Origin of the sequence: Streptomyces incanus, from assembly GCF_042656345.1 — a bacterium.
In the GTDB taxonomy this organism is placed as follows: domain Bacteria; phylum Actinomycetota; class Actinomycetes; order Streptomycetales; family Streptomycetaceae; genus Streptomyces; species Streptomyces incanus.
In genome coordinates this window covers 52,773-73,543 of sequence record NZ_JBHSPC010000110.1, presented here as the reverse complement: position 1 = coordinate 73,543, position 20,771 = coordinate 52,773, and the positions used below count along the sequence as shown (strand labels likewise).

At 71.7% G+C, this 20,771-nt stretch carries 19 protein-coding genes; 9 read left to right on the top strand and 10 right to left on the bottom strand.

Annotated features, from left to right (window positions below; genetic code table 11):
* Nucleotides 1–11 precede the first annotated feature (11 nt).
* Genes ACFP2V_RS31270 through ACFP2V_RS31260 form a run of 3 tightly spaced genes read left to right on the top strand, consistent with a single transcriptional unit; the run spans nt 12 to nt 2,543 of the window.
* Nucleotides 12–974 carry an ABC transporter ATP-binding protein gene (locus ACFP2V_RS31270; protein WP_381218642.1) on the top strand — a complete coding sequence of 321 codons (963 nt, stop codon included), beginning with the start codon at nt 12–14 and terminating at the stop codon, nt 972–974.
* Entirely contained in the window at nt 961–1,905 is a 945-nt protein-coding gene (locus ACFP2V_RS31265; protein ID WP_381218641.1) for an ABC transporter permease, read from the top strand. The genes ACFP2V_RS31270 and ACFP2V_RS31265 overlap by 14 nt, the downstream gene beginning before the upstream one ends.
* 47 nt (nt 1,906–1,952) lie before the next feature.
* A complete protein-coding gene (locus ACFP2V_RS31260) occupies nt 1,953–2,543 on the top strand; it encodes a hypothetical protein (RefSeq protein ID WP_381218640.1) in 591 nt (196 codons plus the stop codon).
* Between the two features lie 92 nt (nt 2,544–2,635).
* Here the strand turns inward: ACFP2V_RS31260 and ACFP2V_RS31255 are convergent, their stop codons facing one another.
* Both ACFP2V_RS31255 and ACFP2V_RS31250 read right to left on the bottom strand, forming a co-directional pair.
* A complete protein-coding gene (locus ACFP2V_RS31255) occupies nt 2,636–3,844 on the bottom strand; it encodes an amidase family protein (protein WP_381218639.1) in 1,209 nt (402 codons plus the stop codon).
* Nucleotides 3,845–4,042: 198 nt separating this feature from the next.
* The gene (locus tag ACFP2V_RS31250) at nt 4,043–4,549 is read right to left on the bottom strand and encodes a DUF6668 family protein (protein ID WP_381218638.1); all 507 of its coding nucleotides are present in this window, start codon (nt 4,547–4,549) and stop codon (nt 4,043–4,045) included.
* A gap of 192 nt (nt 4,550–4,741) precedes the next feature.
* Between ACFP2V_RS31250 and ACFP2V_RS31245 the strand changes: the two genes are divergently transcribed.
* On the top strand, nt 4,742–6,223 hold the full coding sequence (locus ACFP2V_RS31245) for a tetratricopeptide repeat protein (RefSeq protein ID WP_381218637.1): 1,482 nt from the start codon (nt 4,742–4,744) through the stop codon (nt 6,221–6,223).
* A gap of 31 nt (nt 6,224–6,254) precedes the next feature.
* Here the strand turns inward: ACFP2V_RS31245 and ACFP2V_RS31240 are convergent, their stop codons facing one another.
* From ACFP2V_RS31240 to ACFP2V_RS31230, 3 genes are all read right to left on the bottom strand, one after another.
* A complete protein-coding gene (locus tag ACFP2V_RS31240) occupies nt 6,255–6,698 on the bottom strand; it encodes a VOC family protein (protein ID WP_381218636.1) in 444 nt (147 codons plus the stop codon).
* 105 nt (nt 6,699–6,803) lie between these two features.
* The gene (gene rarD, locus ACFP2V_RS31235) at nt 6,804–7,841 is read right to left on the bottom strand and encodes an EamA family transporter RarD (RefSeq protein WP_381218696.1); all 1,038 of its coding nucleotides are present in this window, start codon (nt 7,839–7,841) and stop codon (nt 6,804–6,806) included.
* Nucleotides 7,842–8,098: 257 nt separating this feature from the next.
* A complete protein-coding gene (locus tag ACFP2V_RS31230; protein ID WP_381218635.1) occupies nt 8,099–8,953 on the bottom strand; it encodes an SDR family oxidoreductase in 855 nt (284 codons plus the stop codon).
* A gap of 179 nt (nt 8,954–9,132) precedes the next feature.
* On the opposite strand from ACFP2V_RS31230, the gene ACFP2V_RS31225 reads away from it, so the two are divergent.
* Nucleotides 9,133–9,555, top strand: coding sequence for a winged helix-turn-helix transcriptional regulator (locus tag ACFP2V_RS31225; RefSeq protein ID WP_381218695.1), 423 nt, complete (start codon nt 9,133–9,135; stop codon nt 9,553–9,555).
* Nucleotides 9,556–9,656: 101 nt separating this feature from the next.
* Here the strand turns inward: ACFP2V_RS31225 and ACFP2V_RS31220 are convergent, their stop codons facing one another.
* From ACFP2V_RS31220 to ACFP2V_RS31200, 5 genes are all read right to left on the bottom strand, one after another.
* Nucleotides 9,657–10,658, bottom strand: a complete 1,002-nt coding sequence (locus ACFP2V_RS31220) for a 2-oxoacid:ferredoxin oxidoreductase subunit beta (RefSeq protein WP_381218694.1) — start codon at nt 10,656–10,658, stop codon at nt 9,657–9,659.
* A gap of 133 nt (nt 10,659–10,791) precedes the next feature.
* Nucleotides 10,792–12,723: a 2-oxoacid:acceptor oxidoreductase subunit alpha gene (locus tag ACFP2V_RS31215; RefSeq protein ID WP_381218634.1), complete on the bottom strand. Its 1,932-nt coding sequence runs from the start codon at nt 12,721–12,723 to the stop codon at nt 10,792–10,794.
* 357 nt (nt 12,724–13,080) lie between these two features.
* Nucleotides 13,081–13,752 (bottom strand): LuxR C-terminal-related transcriptional regulator, encoded by a 672-nt coding sequence (locus ACFP2V_RS31210; protein WP_381218633.1) that lies wholly within the window; start codon nt 13,750–13,752, stop codon nt 13,081–13,083.
* A gap of 343 nt (nt 13,753–14,095) precedes the next feature.
* Nucleotides 14,096–15,481 (bottom strand): sensor histidine kinase, encoded by a 1,386-nt coding sequence (locus ACFP2V_RS31205; protein ID WP_381218632.1) that lies wholly within the window; start codon nt 15,479–15,481, stop codon nt 14,096–14,098.
* A gap of 234 nt (nt 15,482–15,715) precedes the next feature.
* Entirely contained in the window at nt 15,716–16,948 is a 1,233-nt protein-coding gene (locus ACFP2V_RS31200; RefSeq protein WP_381218631.1) for a sensor histidine kinase, read from the bottom strand.
* Between the two features lie 235 nt (nt 16,949–17,183).
* Between ACFP2V_RS31200 and ACFP2V_RS31195 the strand changes: the two genes are divergently transcribed.
* From ACFP2V_RS31195 to ACFP2V_RS31180, 4 genes are read left to right on the top strand one after another with little or no spacing between them, the layout of a single operon-like run.
* Nucleotides 17,184–17,603 carry an NADH-quinone oxidoreductase subunit A gene (locus ACFP2V_RS31195; RefSeq protein ID WP_381218693.1) on the top strand — a complete coding sequence of 140 codons (420 nt, stop codon included), beginning with the start codon at nt 17,184–17,186 and terminating at the stop codon, nt 17,601–17,603.
* A complete protein-coding gene (locus ACFP2V_RS31190) occupies nt 17,594–18,301 on the top strand; it encodes an NADH-quinone oxidoreductase subunit B (protein ID WP_381218630.1) in 708 nt (235 codons plus the stop codon). Before ACFP2V_RS31195 ends, ACFP2V_RS31190 begins: the two co-directional genes overlap by 10 nt.
* Nucleotides 18,298–19,806: an NADH-quinone oxidoreductase subunit C gene (locus ACFP2V_RS31185; RefSeq protein ID WP_381218629.1), complete on the top strand. Its 1,509-nt coding sequence runs from the start codon at nt 18,298–18,300 to the stop codon at nt 19,804–19,806. The genes ACFP2V_RS31190 and ACFP2V_RS31185 overlap by 4 nt, the downstream gene beginning before the upstream one ends.
* Nucleotides 19,803–20,771, top strand: a complete 969-nt coding sequence (locus ACFP2V_RS31180) for a complex I subunit 1/NuoH family protein (RefSeq protein WP_381218628.1) — start codon at nt 19,803–19,805, stop codon at nt 20,769–20,771. The genes ACFP2V_RS31185 and ACFP2V_RS31180 overlap by 4 nt, the downstream gene beginning before the upstream one ends.

Genomic DNA, 20,771 nt, shown 5'->3' with positions numbered 1-20,771 from the left:
CGAGGGAGCCGATGGGCGAGACGTCCGCCACGCAGAGGACGGGTGACGGCGTCATCGTCACCCGTGCACTCACCAAGCGCTACCGCGGCGGACAGCTCGCCGTCGACGGTCTCGACCTGACCGTCCCGACGGGCAGCGTCTTCGGCTTCCTCGGCCCCAACGGCTCCGGCAAGACCACCACCATCCGCATGCTGATGGGCCTGATCGAGCCCACCTCCGGCATGGCGCACGTCCTGGGACGGCCCATGCCGCGCTCCGCGCGCGCCGTACTCCCGCGGGTGGGCGCCCTCATCGAGGGCCCCGCCCTGTACGGCTTCCTCTCCGGCCGCGACAACCTTCTGCGCTACGACGCCGCCGACCCGACCGCCGACCCGCGCACCCGGCGCGCTCGCGTCGCCGCCGCCCTGGACCGGGTGGGCCTCACGGCCGCCGCGGGCAAGAAGGCGAAGGCGTACTCCCTCGGCATGAAGCAGCGCCTGGGGCTGGGGGCGGCCCTGCTCCAGCCCCGTCGACTGCTCGTCCTGGACGAGCCGACCAACGGACTCGACCCGCAGGGCATGCGGGAGATCCGCGCCCTGGTAAGGGAGTTGGCGTCGGACGGCACGACCGTCTTCCTCTCCTCGCACCTGCTCGACGAGATCGAGCAGGTGTGCACGCATGCCGCCGTGATGGCGCGCGGCCGGCTGCTCACCCAGGGACCCGTCGCCGACCTGGCCGCGGGCAGCCGCGGCCGGCTGGTGGTGACCACACCGGACCCGGCGGACGCGGCGCGGGTGCTGAAGGAGCAGGGGATCGGCGATGTCGTGGCCACCGACGACCGGGTGACCGGTGAGGTGCCCGAGCGCGACCTCGCCGAGGTGAACGCCGCACTGGTGACGGGCGGCGTCCGGGTGCGCGGCTTCGGAGTCGAACGGGCCTCGCTGGAGGACGCGTTCGTGGCGCTGACCGGGGAGGGCTTCGATGTCGCGGGCTGAGACCGTCCGGGAGCCGGAGGGGACAGCAGGGCCAGAACCACGGGAAGCCCCGGACGAACCGAACAGGCCGGGGGCGCGGACCGTGCGCGCCCTCGGGGCCTTCGGACTGTTCCGCAGCGAACTGCTGACCACCTTCCGGCGCTGGCGCACCCTCGCCCTGCTCGGGGTCCTGGCCGCCGTGCCGGTCCTGGTCGGGCTCGCCGTGAAGATCGAGACCGGTGACGGTTCCGCGGCCGGCGGTGGGGGAGGGGGCGGCGCGGGGCCGGCCTTCATCTCGCAGATCACCAACAACGGCCTGTTCCTGGTCTTCACCGCGCTGGCGGCCACGCTGCCGTTCTTCCTGCCCATGGCGATCGGTGTGGTCGCGGGCGACTCCATCGCCGGCGAGGCGAACGCCGGCACCCTCCGCTACCTCCTCGTCGCCCCCGCCGGCCGTACCCGGCTGCTGCTCACCAAGTACGCCACCGTCATCGCCTTCTGCCTGGCCGCCACTCTCGTGGTGGCCCTCTCCGCCCTGGCCGTGGGGGCGCTCCTGTTCCCGCTCGGTGACCTCACGACCATCTCCGGCACCCGGATCGGCTTCGCGGAGGGACTGGGCAGAGCCCTGCTGATCGCCCTGGTCGTCGCCGCGTCGCTGCTCGGGGTGGCGGCGCTCGGCCTGTTCGTGTCCACGCTGACCAGCAGCGGCATCGCGGCGATGGCGACGACGGTGGGGCTGCTGATCACCGTCCAGATCCTCGACCAGATCCCGCAGCTCGACGCCCTTCACCCCTACTTCTTCTCCCACTACTGGCTGTCCTTCGCCGACCTGATGCGCGAACCGGTCTACTGGGACGACCTGACGAAGAACCTCGGCCTCCAGGCCCTGTACGCGGCCGTGTTCGGCTCGGCGGCGTGGGCGAGGTTCACGACGAAGGACATCACCGCCTAGGGAAACGCGATGGCGCGGGCGGGAGCCGGCATGTGACGGTTCGGCCCGTGGGCAACTCAAAGGCATATCCCGTCTTCCGGACCGGCGACGCGGCCGAGGCGTACCGGCAGGCCAAGCGGCTGTGCGCACTGCTGGAGCACGTCGACGACCGGATCCGGCTCTTCGCCGAGATGCGGACGCCCCGGGAGGTGCTGCACATGGCCGAGCTCGTTCCTGGGGTGCCCTTCGACTACGAGGAGACCCGCAAGGACCCGACGACGGGTCACTTCCTCCTCTTCGACCTCGACGTGACGACGCTGGACGACGCCGAACTCCGGACGCACCTGCCGTTGTCCTTCCGCGAGGACGTCGAACGCGGGGACGCCGAGGAACGGTTCCTGGACGCTCTGGGCGAGGGCACGGCGGTCATCGAATGGAACGGCCGGTGGCCGGACGACCCGGAGGCGGACTCGTACGGGCACTGGAACTACGACGGGGTCCAGGTCGTGTTCCACGGCGACGACGCGCAGTACGGCACGTGGGCCGAGGAGCACACCGTCTTCGTCCACGTGACCAAGTACGGTGACCTCGCCCGGGCTCGGAAGCTCGCCGCGCACATCGGCGGCGATGTCCTGGGAGAGGTACAGCTCGGCTGGTGAGAGCGCTGCCGCGGCCGGGTCAGCCGGCCTCGTACGGAAAGCGGGCGAGGGACGCGTCCTGTGCGAAGAACGTCTTTCAGGCCCTCAGCCGCTCAATCCTTCCAGCCGCTCAGGCCGCTCAGCTTCTCCGCCGCCCCTGCCACGGCGAGCAGCAGTGCCTCCCGCCCGTGCGGTGCCACCAGTTGGAGCCCGGCCGGGCAGCCGTCGGTGCCGAACCCGGCCGGGAGGCTCAGCGCCGGGTGTCCGCTCACGTTGAACGCCCAGGTGAGCGCGGTGGAGTAGACATCGCCCGGCCCTTCGTGGCCGTGCGGCGCGGTGGGTGCCGTAGGCGTCAGCAGCAACTCGGCGCCGGTGAAGAGGCGGGCCAGGCGCCGGCCGTTCTCCGCCCGGACGCGGTGGGCGTCGGCGAGTCCGGCGGGGTCCGCGCCGGACTCGCGCAGGGCCGACCAGGCCGGGGCCGGGTCCAGGAGCAGCGGCGGCGCCGGCGGTCGTACGAGCCGTACGACTCCGGCGTCGACGAGCCGGTCGACCGCTGCCCGTGCCAGCGCGACGGGCTCCTGGTCGGGACCGGCGAAGCCGAGGTCGGGGGACCAGACAGCGGTGCGGGGGAAGGACGGCTGCGCGTCGACGACGGTGGCCGGCGGCGACACCGCCCGCCACCAGGCCGCCGCGTCGGCCGCCGTACGGGCGAGGACTCCGGGTGCCGCGAGGCCCGTGCGGTCGAGCGACGGCAGCAGGCCGTTGGTGACCTTGAGACCGACGACCCCGCACCACGCCGCCGGGATGCGCACCGAGCCCGCGCCGTCGCTGCCCGTCGCCAGTGGCACCAGACCGGCCGCCACCGCGACCGCGGCCCCGGCCGAGGAACCGCCCGGCGTACGGTCGGTTCGCCACGGATTGACGGTACGTCCGCGTGCCCCGAGACCCCAGGTCTGCCAGGGGGTGCCGGGCCCGGGTACCGCGGTGGCGCCCACCGCGACACAACCGGCCGCGAGCAGCGGACCCGCTGCCCGCAGCCCGTGCCGCCCCTTCACGGCGACCGGCACCCCGGCCAGCGGCAGCCACGCGCGAGCCCCGGGACCTTCGCCCCCGCTCGGGCCGGATGGACGCGGCGGACCCGTCTCGATCAGGGCGTCCACCTCACCCGCCCGCCGCAGCGCCTCCTCGGCCCACACCTCGGTGAACGCGCACAGCACCGGATCAGCCCGCTCGATCCGCTCCAGTGCCTTGGCGACCACATCGACGGCCCGCACCGTCCCCGCGCGTACCGCGGAGGCGATCTCCGCCACTGAGGCGGACATCCGAGCCCCAGCTCCCTCGCTGCTCAGCGCATCGATCCCATCAGTCCCATCGGTCCCATCAGTCCCATCAATCCGCACAGCTTCATCAGCCCCACCCCAGCCCCATCAGCCCTGCCAGTCCTTGCTGGACCCACCCCTCTCGCCCGCAAGGGAAATAAAGGTGGGTGGGTGCGAGGGTGGTGCTCCGTACCCGGCCTTTCAGCCTGCCGATCCCGTCAGGCGGGCCAGTGGTTCGGCCTCGCGCGGCAGGCGGCCGCTCAGGTTGCCCAGGCGCCACTCGGGCACCCACGGCACGCGGTAGACGTCGATCACCGACTCGATGCGCCGGATCCGCTGGGAGAGGGGGCGCGGGAGGCGGCCCGGCGCGTCCGCCACCAGAACCACGGCATCGAGAGCGAGGCCGTACGGGACCTCCCCGCGCCGGAACATCTCCACGGCCGGGACGACGGTCTCCAGCCCGGACGCGTGCGTCCGGGCGACGAGCAGCACCGACTGCGGATCGCCTGGGCCGGGCCAGGCGCGGCCGCTGTCGTGACCGCCGTGTACCGCGGCGAGCGTGGAGACCCCGGCGCCGCCATGGGTGCCGACCCAGGAGAAGCGCCGGGCTGCCGTATGGGCGTGGGCGGACTCCGGCGGGCCTGGTTCCAGCACTCCCACCGGCCCTCGGATCCAGATCTCCGGTCCCTGTCGCATGTCTGTACGCATGCCCACTCTCCTGCCTCGTCGTCCCGGCCCTTATACCGGCGGACAGCGGACACGGACAGAGGGGGAGGAGCATGGGGGAGGGAGCCGGATGCGGGACGGTCGTTGGGACGAGCCTGTGACAACGCGGTGACGTGAGAAGCAGGGCTCAGCGGACAGACTCGTCGGTAGGTTTACGACCCGAATGAGGGAACGATGGGGCGACTCAGCCGCGAGAAGAAGCAGGAACAGCAGCAGGCCGCACCCGCGGCGAATCTTGCGGCAGTGCCGATCGACGTCCATGTACCCGTAGCCGTGGGGGGCGGCGCGGACACGCGGAGGGCATCCGTCGGCGGGGTGCTGGTGATCGCCGGACCCGGTGAGGAGGTTCAGCAGGCCGTGCTGAACCGGCTCCACCGCATCGCCGTCGCCTCGGGAAACGCCGTCCTGGCCATCATCCACGACGAACGCATCGGCTACGTCGTCCCGCTCCAGGTCGACCCGGACGGCGCCAGCCGCTTCACGGGGGAGCCGGCGCCGATGACACCGGAGCCGAGGCCGGAGCCCGTGTCGGGGCCCGCGCCGCAGTCGGCACAGGCGCCGGGCCGGGACATAGCCCAGGAGCAGCCCGTGGCCGCGCCGCACGACGACGCCCTGCCCTTCTCCGCGGCTCCGGCTCCGGCTCCGGCTCCGGCGACCGTCCCGCCACCGCGCCCCGGGCACGAGCGGCCCACCCACGTCCTGCGCCCCGTACCGGACCCCACTTCAGCACCGGCACCGGCACCGGCGTCACCCCCTGCCCCGGACCCGGTACCTGACCTCGTACGGGACTCCGCCCCCACCTTCCGGCTGTGGCCGATACCCGGGGCGGCGGCGGGAGCGGTGCCCCCGGGAACGGTCGCGCCGCCGACGGGTGAGTTCGGCCCGCCCCCGCCCATGGGCGCGCGGCCGCACCCCGCCCCCGAAGCCGACGGCCTCTCCCCGACTCCGCCGGCACCCCCGAAGCCCTCGGCGCCCCCAGCGCCTCCCCTTCCTCCGGCCGACCGGATACCGAGCCCCCTGCCTGCGGCGGCCGCCCCGACGCCAAAAGCGGTTCGTCCGCGGACGCCCCCACCGCTTCCGGAGGCCGTGTACGGCACCGGCACCGGCACCAACCCGGATCCCAAGCCGGCCCCGCCCCGCGGCTTCGACGCCGTGGCGGAGGCGGTGCTCGGGGACGAGCCGCCGGCCGCCCCCGGCGAGATCCATCTGACCGAGCCCATGGGCAGGATCAACGCCGCCGTCCGGGCGGGCCGGATCGACATGGCGGCGCGACTGGCCGGGGAGACGGTGACCGAGGCCTCACAGACTCTGGGGCCCGAGCACCCCGAGGTACTCCGGCTGCGTGAGCTGACCGCGTACATCGCCTACCTCGGCGACGAGCCGCTGCACGCCTTCCGGCTCTCCCTCGAGCTCGCCGGAATCCACCGCCGGGCGGGCGACGCGGAGGCCGCCTACGGCAACGTCCGCAGCGCGGACACCGCCTGGCGCGCGGTGCGCGACCCGCTGCGCGGGCTGGAGCTGGGGCGCGACCTGATCGAGCTGTGGACCGGACTTGCCGCCGAGGAGGGTCCGGCCGCCGACGAGATCGAGGAACTGGAGTCCGCCCGCGCCCGCATGGCCCGCCTGACCGACCGTGCCCGCGTCCAGCACGGGTGAACGGGTGAGGCTCGCCCGGGCCGTGAAGGCCTCAGTGCACGCAGTACTCGTTCCCTTCCGGGTCCGTCATCACCGTCCATGAACCGGACGGCTCCTCCACCCGCCGCAACACCCTCGCCCCGAGCCGCTCCAGCCGTGCGACCTCCGCCTCGCGGCGCCCCTCACCGGGGTGCAGGTCGAGGTGGAGCCGGTTCTTGACCGTCTTCGGCTCCGGCACCCGCTGGAAGAGCAGCCGCCGCCCCAGACCCGTGCCGCTCTCCTCCTCGTACGGGTCGTCGGGGTGCCGCACCGCGATCAGGTCCCGGAAGGCGCGGCGGCCGTGGTGCTCGACGGTGAGCTCGGCCGGTACGGCGCCCAGACCGAGCAGTTTCCCGATGAGCGCGCTGTTGTCCTCGACCGTGTACCCGAGGGCGGCGGCCCAGAAGTCGGCCTGCGCGTGCGGGTCGGCCGTGTCGATGACGAGCTTCCAGTGCACAGGAGTGACGGGAGCGACAGGGGTGGTGGGACCGGTAGGACCGTTGTCGGGAGCGGGTGATGCCGGTGGGTGCGTCATGGCGTCATTCAAACGCCCTGAGCCGCTCTACGGCCTGACTTTCGGCGCATCCGCCGGGCCCATCGCATCGGCCGGAGCCACCGCGTTCACCGCGTTCACCGCGTCAGCCACGACCGCCGGATCTGTCACGATCACCGGATCCACCGGACCCACCGGACCCGTCGCCATGGCGGCGGCGATCGTGGTCGTACCAGCCATGGCGGTCACTGCCGTCGCCACCTTCGCCCGCTCCCTGGCGAGCGCGCGGGCGGTGCGCAGGGCGTCCCAGGTCAGCAGCATCAGCGCCAGCCACACCAGTGCGAATCCGGCCCAGCGCTCGGGCGGCATGGCCTCCTTGAAGTAGAGGATGCCGAGCAGGAACTGGAACACCGGGGCCAGATACTGGAGCAGCCCCATCGTGGACAGCGGCACACGGATCGCGGCGGCGCCGAAGCAGACCAGGGGGAGCGCGGTGACGATCCCGGTGGCGGCGAGCAGCGCCGCATGTCCCGCGCCCTCGGTGCCGAACGTGAAATCGCCCCGGCTGCTCAGCCACAGCAGATAGCAGAGCGCGGGCAGGAACTGGATGGCCGTCTCGGCGGCCAACGACTCGATGCCGCCGAGGTTGACCTTCTTCTTCGCCAGCCCGTAGACGGCGAAGGAGAAGGCGAGGCAGAGCGAGATCCACGGCGGGCGGCCGTAGCCGATGGTGAGGACGAGCACCGCGGCGAAGCCGATCCCGACCGCCGTCCACTGCACGGGCCGCAGGCGTTCCTTCAGCAGCAGCACGCCGATGGCGATGGTGACCAGCGGGTTGATGAAGTAGCCGAGGGAGGCCTCGAGGACATGCCCGGCGTTCACCGACCAGATGTAGACGCCCCAGTTCACGGTGATGACCGCCGCGGCGACCGTGACCAGGGCCAGCCGACGAGGCTGCCGCAGCAGTTCCCCGAGCCAGGCCCAGCGGCGTATGACGAGCAGGGCGGCGCCCACGAACAACAGCGACCAGACCATCCGGTGGGCCAGGATCTCCCCGGCCCCCGCGGGCTTGAGCAGGGGCCAGAAGAGGGGGACGAGTCCCCACATGCCGTATGCCGCGAAGCCGTTCAGCAGACCCTTGCGCCGCTCGCCGGCCGACTTCTCGGTCACGGGCCCTCCTTCTCACCTGATGCACCGGATGTACTCGACGCGCTCGACGTACCCGACGCGTGCCCTGCGGCGAACGACGCCGACGCTCGGCGCCCGCCGGACGACGGTAACGCCGGACGCCCCCGCATGTCATGCTCGTATTGAAATACGGTCATGACATGCGGGGGCGTCCGGGCTGCAGCCCCGCGCGGAGGTCAGTTCTTCAGCGCGGCGGCGATGGCGTCCGCGAGCGGAGTGGTCGGGCGGCCGATCAGGCGGGCCAGGGCGCCGCTGGTGACGACCAGTTCACCCTTCGCGATGGAGGCGTCCGCGCCGGCGAAGACGGCGGCCACGGGCTCGGGCAGTCCGGCACCGGCCAGGATGCCGGTGAGCTCCTCGACCGTGACCGGCTTGTAGGCGATCTCCTTGCCGGTCTGCCGGCTCAGCTCGGCCGCGTACTCGGCGAGGCTCCACGCCTCGTCGCCGCCCAGCTCGTACGTCTTGTTCTCGTGGCCCTCGCCGGTGAGCACGGTGACGGCGGCCGCGGCGTAGTCGGCGCGCGCGGCGGAGGAGATACGGCCCTCACCGGCGGCGGCGACGACCGCGTTGTGTTCCAGCACCGGGGCGAGGTTCTCGGTGTAGACCTCGTGGTACCAGCCGTTGCGCAGCAGGACGTACGGCACGCCGGAGTCCAGCAGAGCCCTCTCGGTGCCGCGGTGGTCGTCGGCGAGCGCGGCGGTCAGCGTTTTGGGGGCGCTGGTGTAGGCGAGCAGGGCGACACCGGCGGCCTTGGCGGCCTCGATGACCCGCCGGTGCTGCTGCACCCGGCCCTTGTCGAACTCGTTGCCCGAGATCAGCAGCACCTTGTCGCCCGCCGCGAACACGTCGTCGAGGGTCTCGGGAACGTTGTAGTCGGCGACCGCGAGCCGGACGCCGCGCTCCGCCAGATCGGCGGCCTTCTCCGGGCTGCGTACGACGGCGGTGACCTGCTCGGCCGGAACCTTCTCCAGCAACTGCTCCACGACGTGGCGGCCGAGGTTTCCGGTGGCTCCGGTGACGACGATGCTCATGCTCAGAACTCCTTGTGGGGTGCGGTGGCACCAACGCTAGGACTTGCACTAACTTTTTGTAAGTACCCACTTTGAAGTAAGGTACCGGCATGACGGTAAGTGAGGGCATGTCCGCGTCCGCGTCCACGTCCGCGTCCCTGGCGCCCGTTCCTGGGCCTCTGCTGAGCGAGCAGGAGGCGATGTGCCCGCACCGACTGGTCCTGGAGCATGTGACGAGCCGCTGGGGGGTGCTCGTGCTGATCCGGCTCCAGGAGCGGCCCTACCGCTTCAGCGAGCTGCGCCGAGCGATCGGCAGGGTCAGCGAGAAGATGCTCACCCAGACCCTTCAGACGCTGGAGCGCGACGGCCTCGTCCATCGTGACGCCAAACCGGTGATCCCGCCGCGTGTCGACTACTCCCTCACCGACCTGGGGCGCGAGGCCGCCGAACAGGTGTGCGCGCTGGCCTTGTGGACCGAGCGGCGCATGGACGGCGTACTGGCCGCCCGTCAGGCGTACGACGAAGCCCGGCGGACGCATGACGAAGCCAGGCGGGCAGGCGAGGAGGCCAGGCGGGCAGGCGACGAGGCCCGGCTGGCACGTGACGAGGCCCGGACGCTCTGAAGCGTCCGGGCCTCGTGCGGGGCGTTCCGCGTGCGATCGTCCCTTGAGTGGCCGTACATCCGGTGGCCGTACATCCCGGTGGCCGTACGCCAGGTGGCTGCTCAGCCGACGACCGTCCACGTGTCGTTGCCCGCCAGCAGCGCGCCGAGTTCGCCCTTGCCGTGCTGCTCGACGGCGGTGTCCAACTGCTCCGCCATCAGCGTGTCGTAGACCGGACGGTCCACGGAGCGGAAGACGCCGATCGGGGTGTGGTGCAGGGTGTCCGGATCGGCGAGCCGGGACAGCGCGAACGCGGTGGTCGGGGACGCCGAGTGCGCGTCGTGGACCACGATCTCCGCCTCGTTCTCCGGCGTCACCGCGACCACCTTCAGATCACCGGTGGCCCGGTCCCGGACGACGCCTTTCGCACCGTCCGCACCGAAGCGGATCGGGCTGCCGTGCTCCAGCCGGATCACCGCATCCTCGGCCTGCTGCCGGTCCTTGAGCACCTCGAACGCGCCGTCGTTGAAGATGTTGCAGTTCTGGTAGATCTCGATCAGGGCCGTGCCCGGATGGGCGGCGGCCTGCCGCAGCACCTCGGTCAGATGCTTGCGGTCCGAGTCGACCGTACGGGCCACGAAGGAGGCCTCCGCGCCGATCGCCAGCGACACCGGGTTGAAGGGCGCGTCCAGCGAACCCACCGGCGTCGACTTGGTGATCTTGCCGATCTCGGAGGTCGGCGAGTACTGGCCCTTGGTCAGGCCGTAGATCCGGTTGTTGAACAGTAGGATCTTCAGATTGACGTTACGGCGCAGCGCGTGGATCAGATGGTTGCCGCCGATGGACAACGCGTCCCCGTCACCGGTGACGACCCACACACTCAGGTCGCGCCGGGACGTCGCCAGGCCCGTCGCGATCGCGGGGGCGCGGCCGTGGATGGAATGCATCCCGTAGGTGTTCATGTAGTACGGGAAGCGGGACGAACAGCCGATGCCGGAGACGAAGACGATGTTCTCCTTCGCCAGCCCGAGCTGGGGCATGAAGCCCTGCACGGCGGCCAGGACGGCGTAGTCGCCGCAGCCGGGGCACCAGCGCACCTCCTGATCGGACTTGAAGTCCTTCATCGACTGCTTGGCCTCGGCCTTGGGCACCAGGGCGAGCGCGTCGCCGAAGGGGGAGTCCCCGCGGGGGGAGTCCCCGCGGGAGGAGTCCCCGCGGGAGGAGTCGCCGAGGGAGGGCGGGCCGCCTGCCAGTGTCTCAGTCATCGATGGCCTCCTTCAGCACCTCGGCAAGCTGCTCCGCCTTGAACGGCATGCCGTTGACCTGGTTGTAGGAGTGGGCGTCGACCAGGTACTTCGCCCGGATCAGGGCGGCGAGCTGGCCGAGGTTCATCTCGGGTACGACCACTTTCTCGTAACGCTCCAGGACCTCCCCCAGATTCCGCGGGAAGGGGTTGACATGGCGCAGATGGGCCTGCGCGATCGCGCCCCCTGCGCCCCTGATGCGCCGTACCGCCGCGGTGATGGGCCCGTAGGTGGATCCCCAGCCGAGCACGAGCACCCGGGCGTCGCCGTCCGCGTCGTCGATCTCCAGGTCGGGGACGTCGACGCCGTCGATCTTCGCCTGCCGGGTGCGCACCATGAAGTCGTGGTTGGCCGGGTCGTACGAGATGTTGCCCGTGCCGTCCTGCTTCTCGATACCGCCGATCCGGTGTTCCAGACCCGGTGTGCCCGGGATCGCCCACGGCCGGGCCAGCGTCCGCGGGTCCCGCTGGTACGGCCGGAACACCTCGGTGCCGTCGTCCATCGTGTGGTTGGGGCCCTGCGCGAACCGCACTCTCAGGTCCGGCAGCTCCTCCGTGTCCGGGATGCGCCACGGCTCGCTGCCGTTGGCCAGATAGCCGTCGGAGAGCAGGAAGACCGGCGTCCGGTACGTCAGCGCGATCCGGGCCGCCTCGAGCGCCGCGTCGAAGCAGTCGGCCGGCGTGCGCGGCGCGACCACCGGGACCGGCGCCTCGCCGTTGCGCCCGTACATCGCCTGGAGCAGGTCCGCCTGCTCGGTCTTGGTGGGCAGGCCCGTGGACGGGCCGCCGCGCTGGATGTCCACGATCAGCAACGGCAGCTCCAGCGACACCGCGAGACCGATCGTCTCGGACTTCAGCGCCACACCTGGACCCGACGTCGTCGTCACGGCCAGCGAACCACCGAAGGCCGCCCCCAGCGCGGCACCGATGCCGGCGATCTCGTCCTCGGCCTGGAAGGTCCGGACGCCGAAGTTCTTGTGCCGGCTCAGTTCGTGCAGGATGTCCGACGCCGGGGTGATCGGGTACGACCCCAGGAACAGCGGCAGGTCCGCCTGCCGGGACGCCGCGATCAACCCGTACGCCAGGGCCAGGTTGCCGGAGATGTTGCGGTACACGCCCGGCGGGAACGCCGCGGCGGCCGGGGCCACCTCGTAGGAGACGGCGAAGTCCTCCGTCGTCTCCCCGAAGTTCCAGCCCGCGCGGTACGCGGCGATGTTGGCCGCCGCGATGTCCGGCTTCTTGGCGAACTTCGAGTTCAGGAACTTCTCCGTGCCCTCGGTCGGCCGGTGGTACATCCAGCTCAGCAGGCCGAGCGCGAACATGTTCTTGCTGCGCTCGGCTTCCTTGCGGGTGAGGTCGAACTCCCTCAGCGCTTCGATCGTCAGCGTCGTCAGCGGCACCGGATGGAGGCTGTAGCCGTCGAGTGAGCCGTCCTCCAGTGGGTTGCTCGCGTAGCCGACCTTCTGCATCGCCCGCTTGGTGAACTCGTCCGTGTTGACGATGATCTCCGCGCCGCGCGGCAGATCCCCGATGTTCGCCTTCAGGGCGGCCGGGTTCATCGCCACCAGCACGTTCGGCGCGTCACCGGGGGTGAGGATGTCGTGGTCGGCGAAGTGGAGCTGGAAGGACGAGACACCCGGCAGGGTGCCGGCCGGGGCACGGATCTCGGCGGGGAAGTTCGGCAGGGTCGACAGGTCGTTGCCGAAGGAGGCCGTCTCCGAGGTGAAGCGGTCACCGGTGAGCTGCATACCGTCACCCGAGTCCCCCGCGAACCTGATGATCACCCGGTTCAGACGGCGGACGTCCTTCGCACCCGCCGCTTTGCGCTGCTCTCCTGGGACTGTTCCGTCGGCCTGCTCCGCTGGGCTGCTGACCTGGCTGGTCACTGAACTGGACCTCCTCGAGGGCGGCTGTCCGGGACCGGCCCTCCTGCGGGCCGTCCCTGGATCAACCCTACGTCCGTAAGGGTCGCCTTCCTCGGGTCATTCGTATCTTGGACACGACTTCGCGACGTCCCGCGTGACGTCGGCACGACGTCCGGAGCACCGACGTGTCCCGCCTCCTGCCCGGATTCCCCCTGGTTGCCGACCCAGCGGCTCTTGCCTTCCAGGACGTTGCCCGCCCGCCGGCGGTTCAACCCGCGCCAGCCGACGTCAGCCGGGGCCTGCCGACGTCACCCGGAGGTGGGTCAGGGGGTTCCGGTGCAGGAGTGCAGGAGTGCAGGAGTGCAGGAGTGCAGGGGGTCAGGAGTTGAGGTAGGTGAGGACCGCGAGTACCCGACGGTGATCGCCGTCGCTCGGGGACAGCCCCAGCTTCAGGAAGATGTTGCTGACGTGCTTCTCCACGGCTCCGTCGCTCACCACCAACTGCCGGGCGATCGCCGAGTTCGTCCGCCCCTCGGCCATCAGCCCCAGGACCTCCCGCTCACGCGGGGTGAGTCCCGCGACGACGTCCTGCTTGCGGCTGCGGCCGAGCAGCTGCGCCACCACCTCGGGGTCCAGCGCCGTACCGCCCTCGGCCACGCGCACCACCGCGTCCACGAACTCCCGTACCTCGGCCACCCGGTCCTTGAGCAGGTAGCCGATGCCCCGGCTGGAACCGGCGAGCAGCTCCGTGGCGTAGCGCTCCTCCACGTACTGCGACAGCACGAGCACCCCGATACCCGGATGCTTCTTGCGCAGCTGGACGGCGGCCCGCACCCCCTCGTCGGTGTGCGTCGGCGGCATCCGGACGTCGGCCACCACGACGTCCGGCAGCTCCCCCTGATCGTTCAGCTCGGTGATCGTCTTGATCAGCGCGTCGCCGTCGCCGACCCCGGCCACGACATCGAGCCCCCGGTCGGTCAGCAGCCGGGTCAGGCCCTCCCGCAGCAGCACTGAATCCTCGGCGATGACCACGCGCACTCTGTCCTCCATGATTCCTCGGCCCCCACGCCACTCCTCCGCGCCCGCCCGTGCGGCGGGTCCGGCTGACGGGACCAGCATCCCAGCATCCGGTGGGCGATGCGGAGGGGCGTAGGAGAGAAGTCTTCGCGGGCAGGGGCAAGGGACACGCACCCGGACGCAGGGCCAGGTCCTGGTACGGGGCAGGGGCGATTTCCTGGTACAGGAGGGTGCGGGTACGGGCCCACTGCCCGTACCCGCACACCTGTCGGTCGCTTCCGCGTCTTCAGCCGCCGCTCACCCGCTCCTCCGCCGGCTTGCTGAGCTGCTGAGGTGCTGACCGCCGGCTTACTCATCCGCCGGCGCGCTCACCTGCTCACCGCATCCGCTCCGCCCGCCAGGGCAGCTCCGCCGTCACCCGGGTCGGGCCGCCGGCCGGTGAGTCGACCACCAGGATTCCGTCCACCGCGTCCAGCCGCTCCGCGAGACCGGCGAGCCCGGAACCCTCGGACACGTCGGCGCCGCCCACGCCGTTGTCCTCGACCTGCACCATCAGCCGGTTCTCCGTCCGCCACACCTCCACGGTCGCCCGGGTCGCCCGCGCGTGCTTGCTGATGTTCTGCAGCAGCTCCGAGACCGTGAAGTACGCGATGCCCTCGATCGCCGGCGCCGGGCGCTCCGTCAGATCCACCTCGACCTGCACCGGGACCGTGCAGCGGGAGGCCACCGACGACAGCGCCGCGTCAAGACCCCGGTCGGTCAGCACGGCCGGGTGGATGCCGCGCGCCAGGTCCCGCAGCTCCTGTAGGGCCGTCTTCACCTCACCGTGCGCCTCGTCGACCATGTGCGCCGCGGCCTGCGGGTCCTCCCTCAACTTCTCCTTCGCCAGCCCCAGGTCCATGGCCAGTGCCACCAGCCGGGCCTGCGCCCCGTCATGCAGATCGCGCTCGATGCGCCGCAGGTCCGCCGCCGCCGTGTCCACCACGGCGCCACGGTCGGACTCCAGCTCGACCACCCGCGTCGCCAGTCGCGACGGACCGAGCAGCCCGTGCACCAGCAGCCGGTCCATCATGGTCAGCGCTCGCACGATCCACGGCGTGGCGATGGTGAACAGGAGGCCGATCAGCGCGGTCACCGTGATCTCGAACGGGTTGTCCAGATAGATCTGGTGCTGCCCGTCGCCGTACAGCTGTATCCCACCCTGACCGGCGTACATCGGGAACAGCCAGAACCACAGGGGGTACGTCAGCAGCGACCAGCCGATCGACCAGACGGTCACCGCGACGGTGAAGGCGAACACCGCCCACGGCAGGTGCAGCACCGCGTACAGCAGCGACCGCCACGAGGTGCCGCTCTTCAGCACCGCCCCCATCCAGGCCACGAACCCCTGACGCTTCATCCGCAGCGGCTCCGGCTCGGCCACGTCCAGGCCCAGCAGCCCCCGCGCCCGCATCCGCTCCAGTGCCCCGAACCCGCGGCATCCGGCGAGCCCGGCGGCCAGCACCGGTACGCCGAGGAACGTCACCAGCAGACCGGCCCCCAGCGACACCATCGTGACCGCGTAGGCGAAGAGCAGAATACTGATCGGCAGACCCAGCAGGACGTACACCAGCTCGCGCCAGGTCCGTCCCTCGACCGGTGCCCGCAGCACGGCCGGAACCCGGTGCCGCCGCTCACCGGTCCTCTCCGTGCCACCGGTACTCCCGGAGTGCCCGGTGGGCGCGCTGTAGAGCCCGTAGCCCTGTTCGTACTCGGTGGCCATCGGCGTCGTCCTTCTCCTCGTCCGGCGGCTGTGCTGTCGTATCTCCAGACTCCTCGGCAGCAGGCCGGTGGACCATGGAGTACGTCGCAGTCTTGGACGGGGGGTTTTCCCTACCTCCGACCGGGGTGGACGGCCGTGCGCGCGGGGCTACGTCGCGCGCGGCCGTGTGGGGCGCGCGACGCGGGCGCGGACACGCGGCGGACGGCCGTACGGGCGCGGTGGCGTCGCACGGCGTTACGTGGCCGGCCGCGCGGAGCTCTGCATGGGCGCGGGGGCGGCCGTACGCGTGTCCTCGGCGAGGGCGCCGGAAAGGTCCCGCCACGGCAGCTCCGCCGTCACCGTCGTCGGGCCGCCCTCCGGCGACTCCACGACGAACAGACCGTCGACCGCGCCCAGCCGGTCCGCGAGACCCCGCATCCCCGTACCGCCGTCCAGGCTCGCGCCGCCGTGGCCGTCGTCCTCCACCTGGATGAGCAGGCGGCCGTCCGAACGCCACACCTCGACCGAGGCCGTACGCGCCGCACTGTGCTTGCTGACGTTCTGCAGCAGCTCGGAGACGGTGAAGTAGGCGATGCCCTCGATGGCCGCGGCCGGCCGCTCGGTGAGATCGACCGTCACCCTCACCGGCACCGTGCAGCGGGAGGCGACCGACGACAGTGCGGCGTCGAGACCGCGGTCGGTCAGCACCGCGGGGTGGATGCCGCGGGCCAGGTCCCGCAGCTCCTGCAACGCCAGTTTCACCTCGCCGTGCGCCTCCTCGACCATCGAAGCCGCCGCGTCGGGATCCTCCAACAGCTTCTCCTTGGCCAGGCCCAGCCCCATGGCCAGGTTGACCAGCCGGGCCTGCGCGCCGTCGTGCAGGTCGCGCTCGATGCGCCGCAGATCCGCCGCGGCCGTGTCCACCACGACACCCCGGTCGGACTCCAACTCGGCTATGCGCCGCTCCAGCTCGTCGGACGGCGACAGCAGGCCGCGCACCATCGCCCGGTCCGCGTTGGCCAGCCCTCGCGCGATGAACGGCAGCACCGGCCACAGCACGAACAGCGAGGTCAGCGTTACGGTGAAGGTGACGATGCCCCACGGCAGGCGTATCACCTCGTACAGTGCCGTGCGCCAGCCCACCGGGTCCTTCAGCGCCATCCACAGCCGCGGCAGGAACCCTCCGGCACCGTGCAGCGGCAGCCGGCTCGGCTCCTCCACCCGCACCCCGAGCAGCGCCCTGGCCCGCGCCCGCTCCCCCCTGCCCAGCAGCCGCGTCCCCATCAGACCGGCCGCGAGCAGCGGGAACCCGACCACCGTGACGGTCAGCCCGAGGCCCAGGAGCAGGATGGGCACGACATAGATGAAGCCCACCAGCGACACCGGAAGGTTCGCCAGGAGGTGGGCGATCTCCTTCCAGGTGTGCCGGTCGTAGGCGAAACGCGCCGGTGGTGGGCGGTCGGCGGGAGAAGGGAAGGGCTCGGTCATGTGTCATAGCGTGCACGGCCACGGGGGCCCACGCCATGAGGTGGGCCCCTGATATCCACGGGGGAAATCCCCACCCCCCGTACCAGGGGGTGACGGGCTGCTTACGGGGCACTTGTCAGGGCCTAGACTCCCGTGCGTACAGATCGTCGAACAGCGAGGGGCGGACGTGCGGCAATCGACCGGCGTCGAACCGACCGGCTTCGACCCGACCGGCATCGGCATGGCCGGCTTCGACATGGCCGGCGGCGGACCGACTGCCGCGATCGCTTCGAACCAGGTCGCGGCGGCAGACTACTTCCAGGCGTACTCGGTCGTCGGACTGCTCGCCGTCGTCGGCGTGCTGTTCGTCGCCGTCGCCTTCGGTGCGGGACGCCTGCTGCGGCCGGTGGTACCCACGCCCGAGAAGCTCATGACGTACGAGTGCGGAGTCGACCCCGTCGGCGAGGGCTGGGCCCACACCCAGGTCCGCTACTACGTCTACGCCTTCCTCTACGTGATCTTCGCTGTCGACTCGATCTTCCTCTTCCCCTGGGCGACCGTCTTCGCCGCCGACGGCTATGGCGGGACCACGCTCGTGGAGATGTTCATCTTCCTAGGCTTCCTCGCCGTCGGCCTGCTGTACGCATACAAGAAGGGCGTCCTGACATGGACGTGACCCCCACCCACTCACCGGGTGCCACCACCCCGCCGGCCCCGGGTTCGGCCCCGGGCCCGGATTCCGGACCGGTGCTGCTGCCCGAGCCCGCCGTGCTCCCCGCCGAAGGCAGCGGAAAGCTCGGCGCGCTCGCCCGGCTCGCCCCCGAGCCGATGAAGGTGATCCTCAACTGGGGTCGCCGCTACTCCCTCTGGGTCTTCAACTTCGGCCTTGCCTGCTGCGCGATCGAGTTCATCGCCGCGTCGATGGCTCGCCACGACTTCATCCGCCTCGGCGTCATCCCCTTCGCACCGGGACCGCGCCAGGCCGACCTGATGGTCGTCTCCGGAACGGTCACGGACAAGATGGCACCCGCGGTGAAGCGTCTGTACGAGCAGATGCCCGAGCCGAAGTACGTCATCTCGTTCGGCGCGTGCAGCAACTGCGGCGGGCCGTACTGGGACTCTTACTCCGTCACCAAGGGCGTCGACCAGATCATCCCGGTCGACGTCTACGTCCCCGGCTGCCCGCCGCGGCCCGAGGCACTGCTCCAGGGGATCCTGAAGCTCCAGGAGAAGATCGCACGGGAGTCGCTGGGGGAGCGGTACGGGTCCGGTGGACGAGGTGCTTCGGCGACGGCGCTGCAGAGCGGGTTGGTGAAGCCGCCGGTGCCGGGGGAGGCCGGTGCGGTGCAGTCCGGCCGGGGGGAGGACCGATGACCGCGGTCGGCTGGCTCCCCGCCGACGCCGAGGAACTGTTCGGCACGGAGGCCGCGGCCGAGGAGTCGTACGACGTCCTCACCGTCGACGTCCCGCCCGCCTCCTGGCTCCCGGCCCTGGAGACCGCGCGCGACCGGCTGGACTGCACGTACTTCGATTGGTTGAGCGCGGTCGACGAGCCCGGTACGGGCTTCCGCGTCGCCGCCCACGTCGTGGCCCTCTCCCCGGTACGGCGCCTGCTCCTGCGTACGACCGTCCCGCACGAGGCCCCGGCGCTGCCCTCCGCGGTGGGCGTCTACGCGGGGGCCGCCTGGCACGAGCGCGAGACGTACGAGATGTTCGGCATCGACTTCACCGGCCACCCCGCACTCGACCACCTGCTCCTGCCGGACACCTTCGAGGGCCACCCCCTGCGCAAGGACTTCGTCCTCGCCGCCCGCGTCGCCAAGGCATGGCCCGGCGCCAAGGAACCCGGCGAGTCCGAACACGGCGGCCCCAAGCGCCGCCAGATGCTTCCCCCGGGGGTCCCCGACCCCAATGAGTGGGGCCCCCTGAAGGGCAGGCTCCCCCCGGCCCCGTCCCGTCCGGCCCGGGGCGCGGGCAGGGCGGCCACCGGCACTGGTCCCGGGCCCGCCGCAGAAGGAACACCCGGCGACCGTCCGCTGCGTCGAACCCGTACGGCGGCGGAGGGCTCCGCGAGCCAGTCGGCCCCCGCGGGGCCGGAGGGCGAGGGCCGTCCCGCACCGCCGCCGCGCCGGAACCGTACGGCGGCCGAGGGCTCCGCGAGCCAACAGGCCGCGCCCGCCCCCGAGCCCCCGGCCGCCCACACCGCGGCACAGCCCGGAACACCCCCGCCGGCCACACCCCGGACGCGCCGTGCCCGGAGTGCGAGCGAGGGCTCGGCATCCCAGCGCGAGCAGTCGACGGCAGCCGCGTCCGGGAAGGCGGAGAAGGCCGCGGAGGGCACTGTCGGCTCTGCTGCCGGTCCCGGCACCGACGCGCCCGAAGCGCCGGCCATCGGACGCCGCACCCGAAGCGCGTCCGAGGGCTCCGCGAGCCAACGACCCCAGGCGTCACCGCCGAAGCCCACCGATGAACGGGGCCCCCGCCGGGCACGCAGCGCGTCGGAAGGCTCCGCAAGCCGCCCGACCGCGCCGCCGGAGATGACCGCGCCGCCGGACATGACCGGGGCGTCAAAAGAGACGGAGGCGCCGGATCGGACCGGAGCATCGGGCACCAAACCCTCCACCGCACCGCGCAGTCCGGACGCCCCCTGGCACCACGCCCGCCCGGCCCACACCGAGCCCGAGCCCGACGCGGCAGGTGAGCCCGAGCCCGAGGTCGAAACACCGGCTGAACCCGAGTCCGCCCCGGACCCGGCCCCGGACCCGGCCCCGGCCCCGGACCCGGCCCCGGACCCGGCCCCGGCCCCGGACCCGGACCCGGACCCGGCCCCGGAGTCGGGCCCCGCGGCCCCCGACACCCCCTCAGGAGGCCCGCGGTGAACGATGTACTCGATGTCGCCCTGCGACTCCTGATCATCTTCGTCGTCTTCCTCACCTTCCCTCTGATCGTCGGCCAGACCGAGCACAAGGTGATGGCGCACATGCAGGGCCGCCTGGGCCCGATGTACGCGGGCGGCTTCCACGGCTGGGCCCAGCTCGTCGCCGACGGCGTGAAGTTCGCACAGAAGGAGGACGTGGTCCCGGCCGGTGCCGACCGCCGTATCTTCCAACTCGCCCCCGCCGTCGCCCTCCTGCCGTATCTCCTCGTCCTGCTCGCCATCCCGATCGGGCCGGGCGAGGGCGCCGTCGGACAGGTGCTGGACGCAGGTGTGTTCTTCGTGCTCGCGGTGATGGGCGTAGGCGTCCTCGGCTCGCTGATGGCCGGGTGGGCCTCCGCCAACAAGTTCTCCCTCCTCGGCGGCCTGCGCACCGCCGCTCAGCTCCTCGCCTATGAACTGCCGATGCTGCTCACCGCCGCCTCGGTGGCGATGGCGGCCGGTACCGTCTCGCTCGTCGGCATCCTCGACGCGTTCGAGTGGTGGTGGTTGCCCTGGCAGATCGTCGGCGCGATCGTCTTCTTCGTCGCCGGCCTCGCCGAACTCCAGCGGCCGCCCTTCGACATGCCCGTCGCCGACTCGGAGATCATCTTCGGTGCGTACACCGAGTACACCGGCCTGCGGTTCGCGCTCTTCCTCCTCGCCGAGTACGCCGGGATCGTCGTCCTGTGCGGCCTGACCACCGTCCTCTTCCTGGGCGGCTGGCACGGGCCGTGGGGCGCCGACGGCCTCGGCTGGGTCTGGACCCTGCTGAAGGCCGCGGTCCTCGCCTTCGTCGTCATCTGGCTCCGCGTCAGCTATCCCCGCCTGCGCGAGGACCAGCTGCAGAAACTGTCCTGGACCTTCCTTGTTCCCCTCGCTCTCGCCCAGATCGCCCTCACCGGCGTCGTCAAGGTGGTGATCTCCTAG

What these genes read in the sequence shown, in the direction of transcription:
- ACFP2V_RS31255 (WP_381218639.1), bottom strand. Translation starts at nt 3,844, where the DNA reads ATGTCCGCCTCAGTGGCGGAGATCGCCTCCGCGGTACGCGCGGGGACG.
- ACFP2V_RS31220 (WP_381218694.1), bottom strand. Translation starts at nt 10,658, where the DNA reads ATGAAGGACTTCAAGTCCGATCAGGAGGTGCGCTGGTGCCCCGGCTGC.
- ACFP2V_RS31245 (WP_381218637.1), top strand. Translation starts at nt 4,742, where the DNA reads ATGGGGCGACTCAGCCGCGAGAAGAAGCAGGAACAGCAGCAGGCCGCA.
- ACFP2V_RS31195 (WP_381218693.1), top strand. Translation starts at nt 17,184, where the DNA reads ATGGCCGGCGGCGGACCGACTGCCGCGATCGCTTCGAACCAGGTCGCG.
- ACFP2V_RS31250 (WP_381218638.1), bottom strand. Translation starts at nt 4,549, where the DNA reads ATGCGTACAGACATGCGACAGGGACCGGAGATCTGGATCCGAGGGCCG.
- ACFP2V_RS31230 (WP_381218635.1), bottom strand. Translation starts at nt 8,953, where the DNA reads ATGAGCATCGTCGTCACCGGAGCCACCGGAAACCTCGGCCGCCACGTC.
- ACFP2V_RS31210 (WP_381218633.1), bottom strand. Translation starts at nt 13,752, where the DNA reads ATGGAGGACAGAGTGCGCGTGGTCATCGCCGAGGATTCAGTGCTGCTG.
- ACFP2V_RS31200 (WP_381218631.1), bottom strand. Translation starts at nt 16,948, where the DNA reads ATGACCGAGCCCTTCCCTTCTCCCGCCGACCGCCCACCACCGGCGCGT.
- ACFP2V_RS31205 (WP_381218632.1), bottom strand. Translation starts at nt 15,481, where the DNA reads ATGGCCACCGAGTACGAACAGGGCTACGGGCTCTACAGCGCGCCCACC.
- ACFP2V_RS31265 (WP_381218641.1), top strand. Translation starts at nt 961, where the DNA reads ATGTCGCGGGCTGAGACCGTCCGGGAGCCGGAGGGGACAGCAGGGCCA.
- ACFP2V_RS31190 (WP_381218630.1), top strand. Translation starts at nt 17,594, where the DNA reads ATGGACGTGACCCCCACCCACTCACCGGGTGCCACCACCCCGCCGGCC.
- ACFP2V_RS31185 (WP_381218629.1), top strand. Translation starts at nt 18,298, where the DNA reads ATGACCGCGGTCGGCTGGCTCCCCGCCGACGCCGAGGAACTGTTCGGC.
- ACFP2V_RS31225 (WP_381218695.1), top strand. Translation starts at nt 9,133, where the DNA reads ATGTGCCCGCACCGACTGGTCCTGGAGCATGTGACGAGCCGCTGGGGG.
- rarD (WP_381218696.1), bottom strand. Translation starts at nt 7,841, where the DNA reads ATGTGGGGACTCGTCCCCCTCTTCTGGCCCCTGCTCAAGCCCGCGGGG.
- ACFP2V_RS31270 (WP_381218642.1), top strand. Translation starts at nt 12, where the DNA reads ATGGGCGAGACGTCCGCCACGCAGAGGACGGGTGACGGCGTCATCGTC.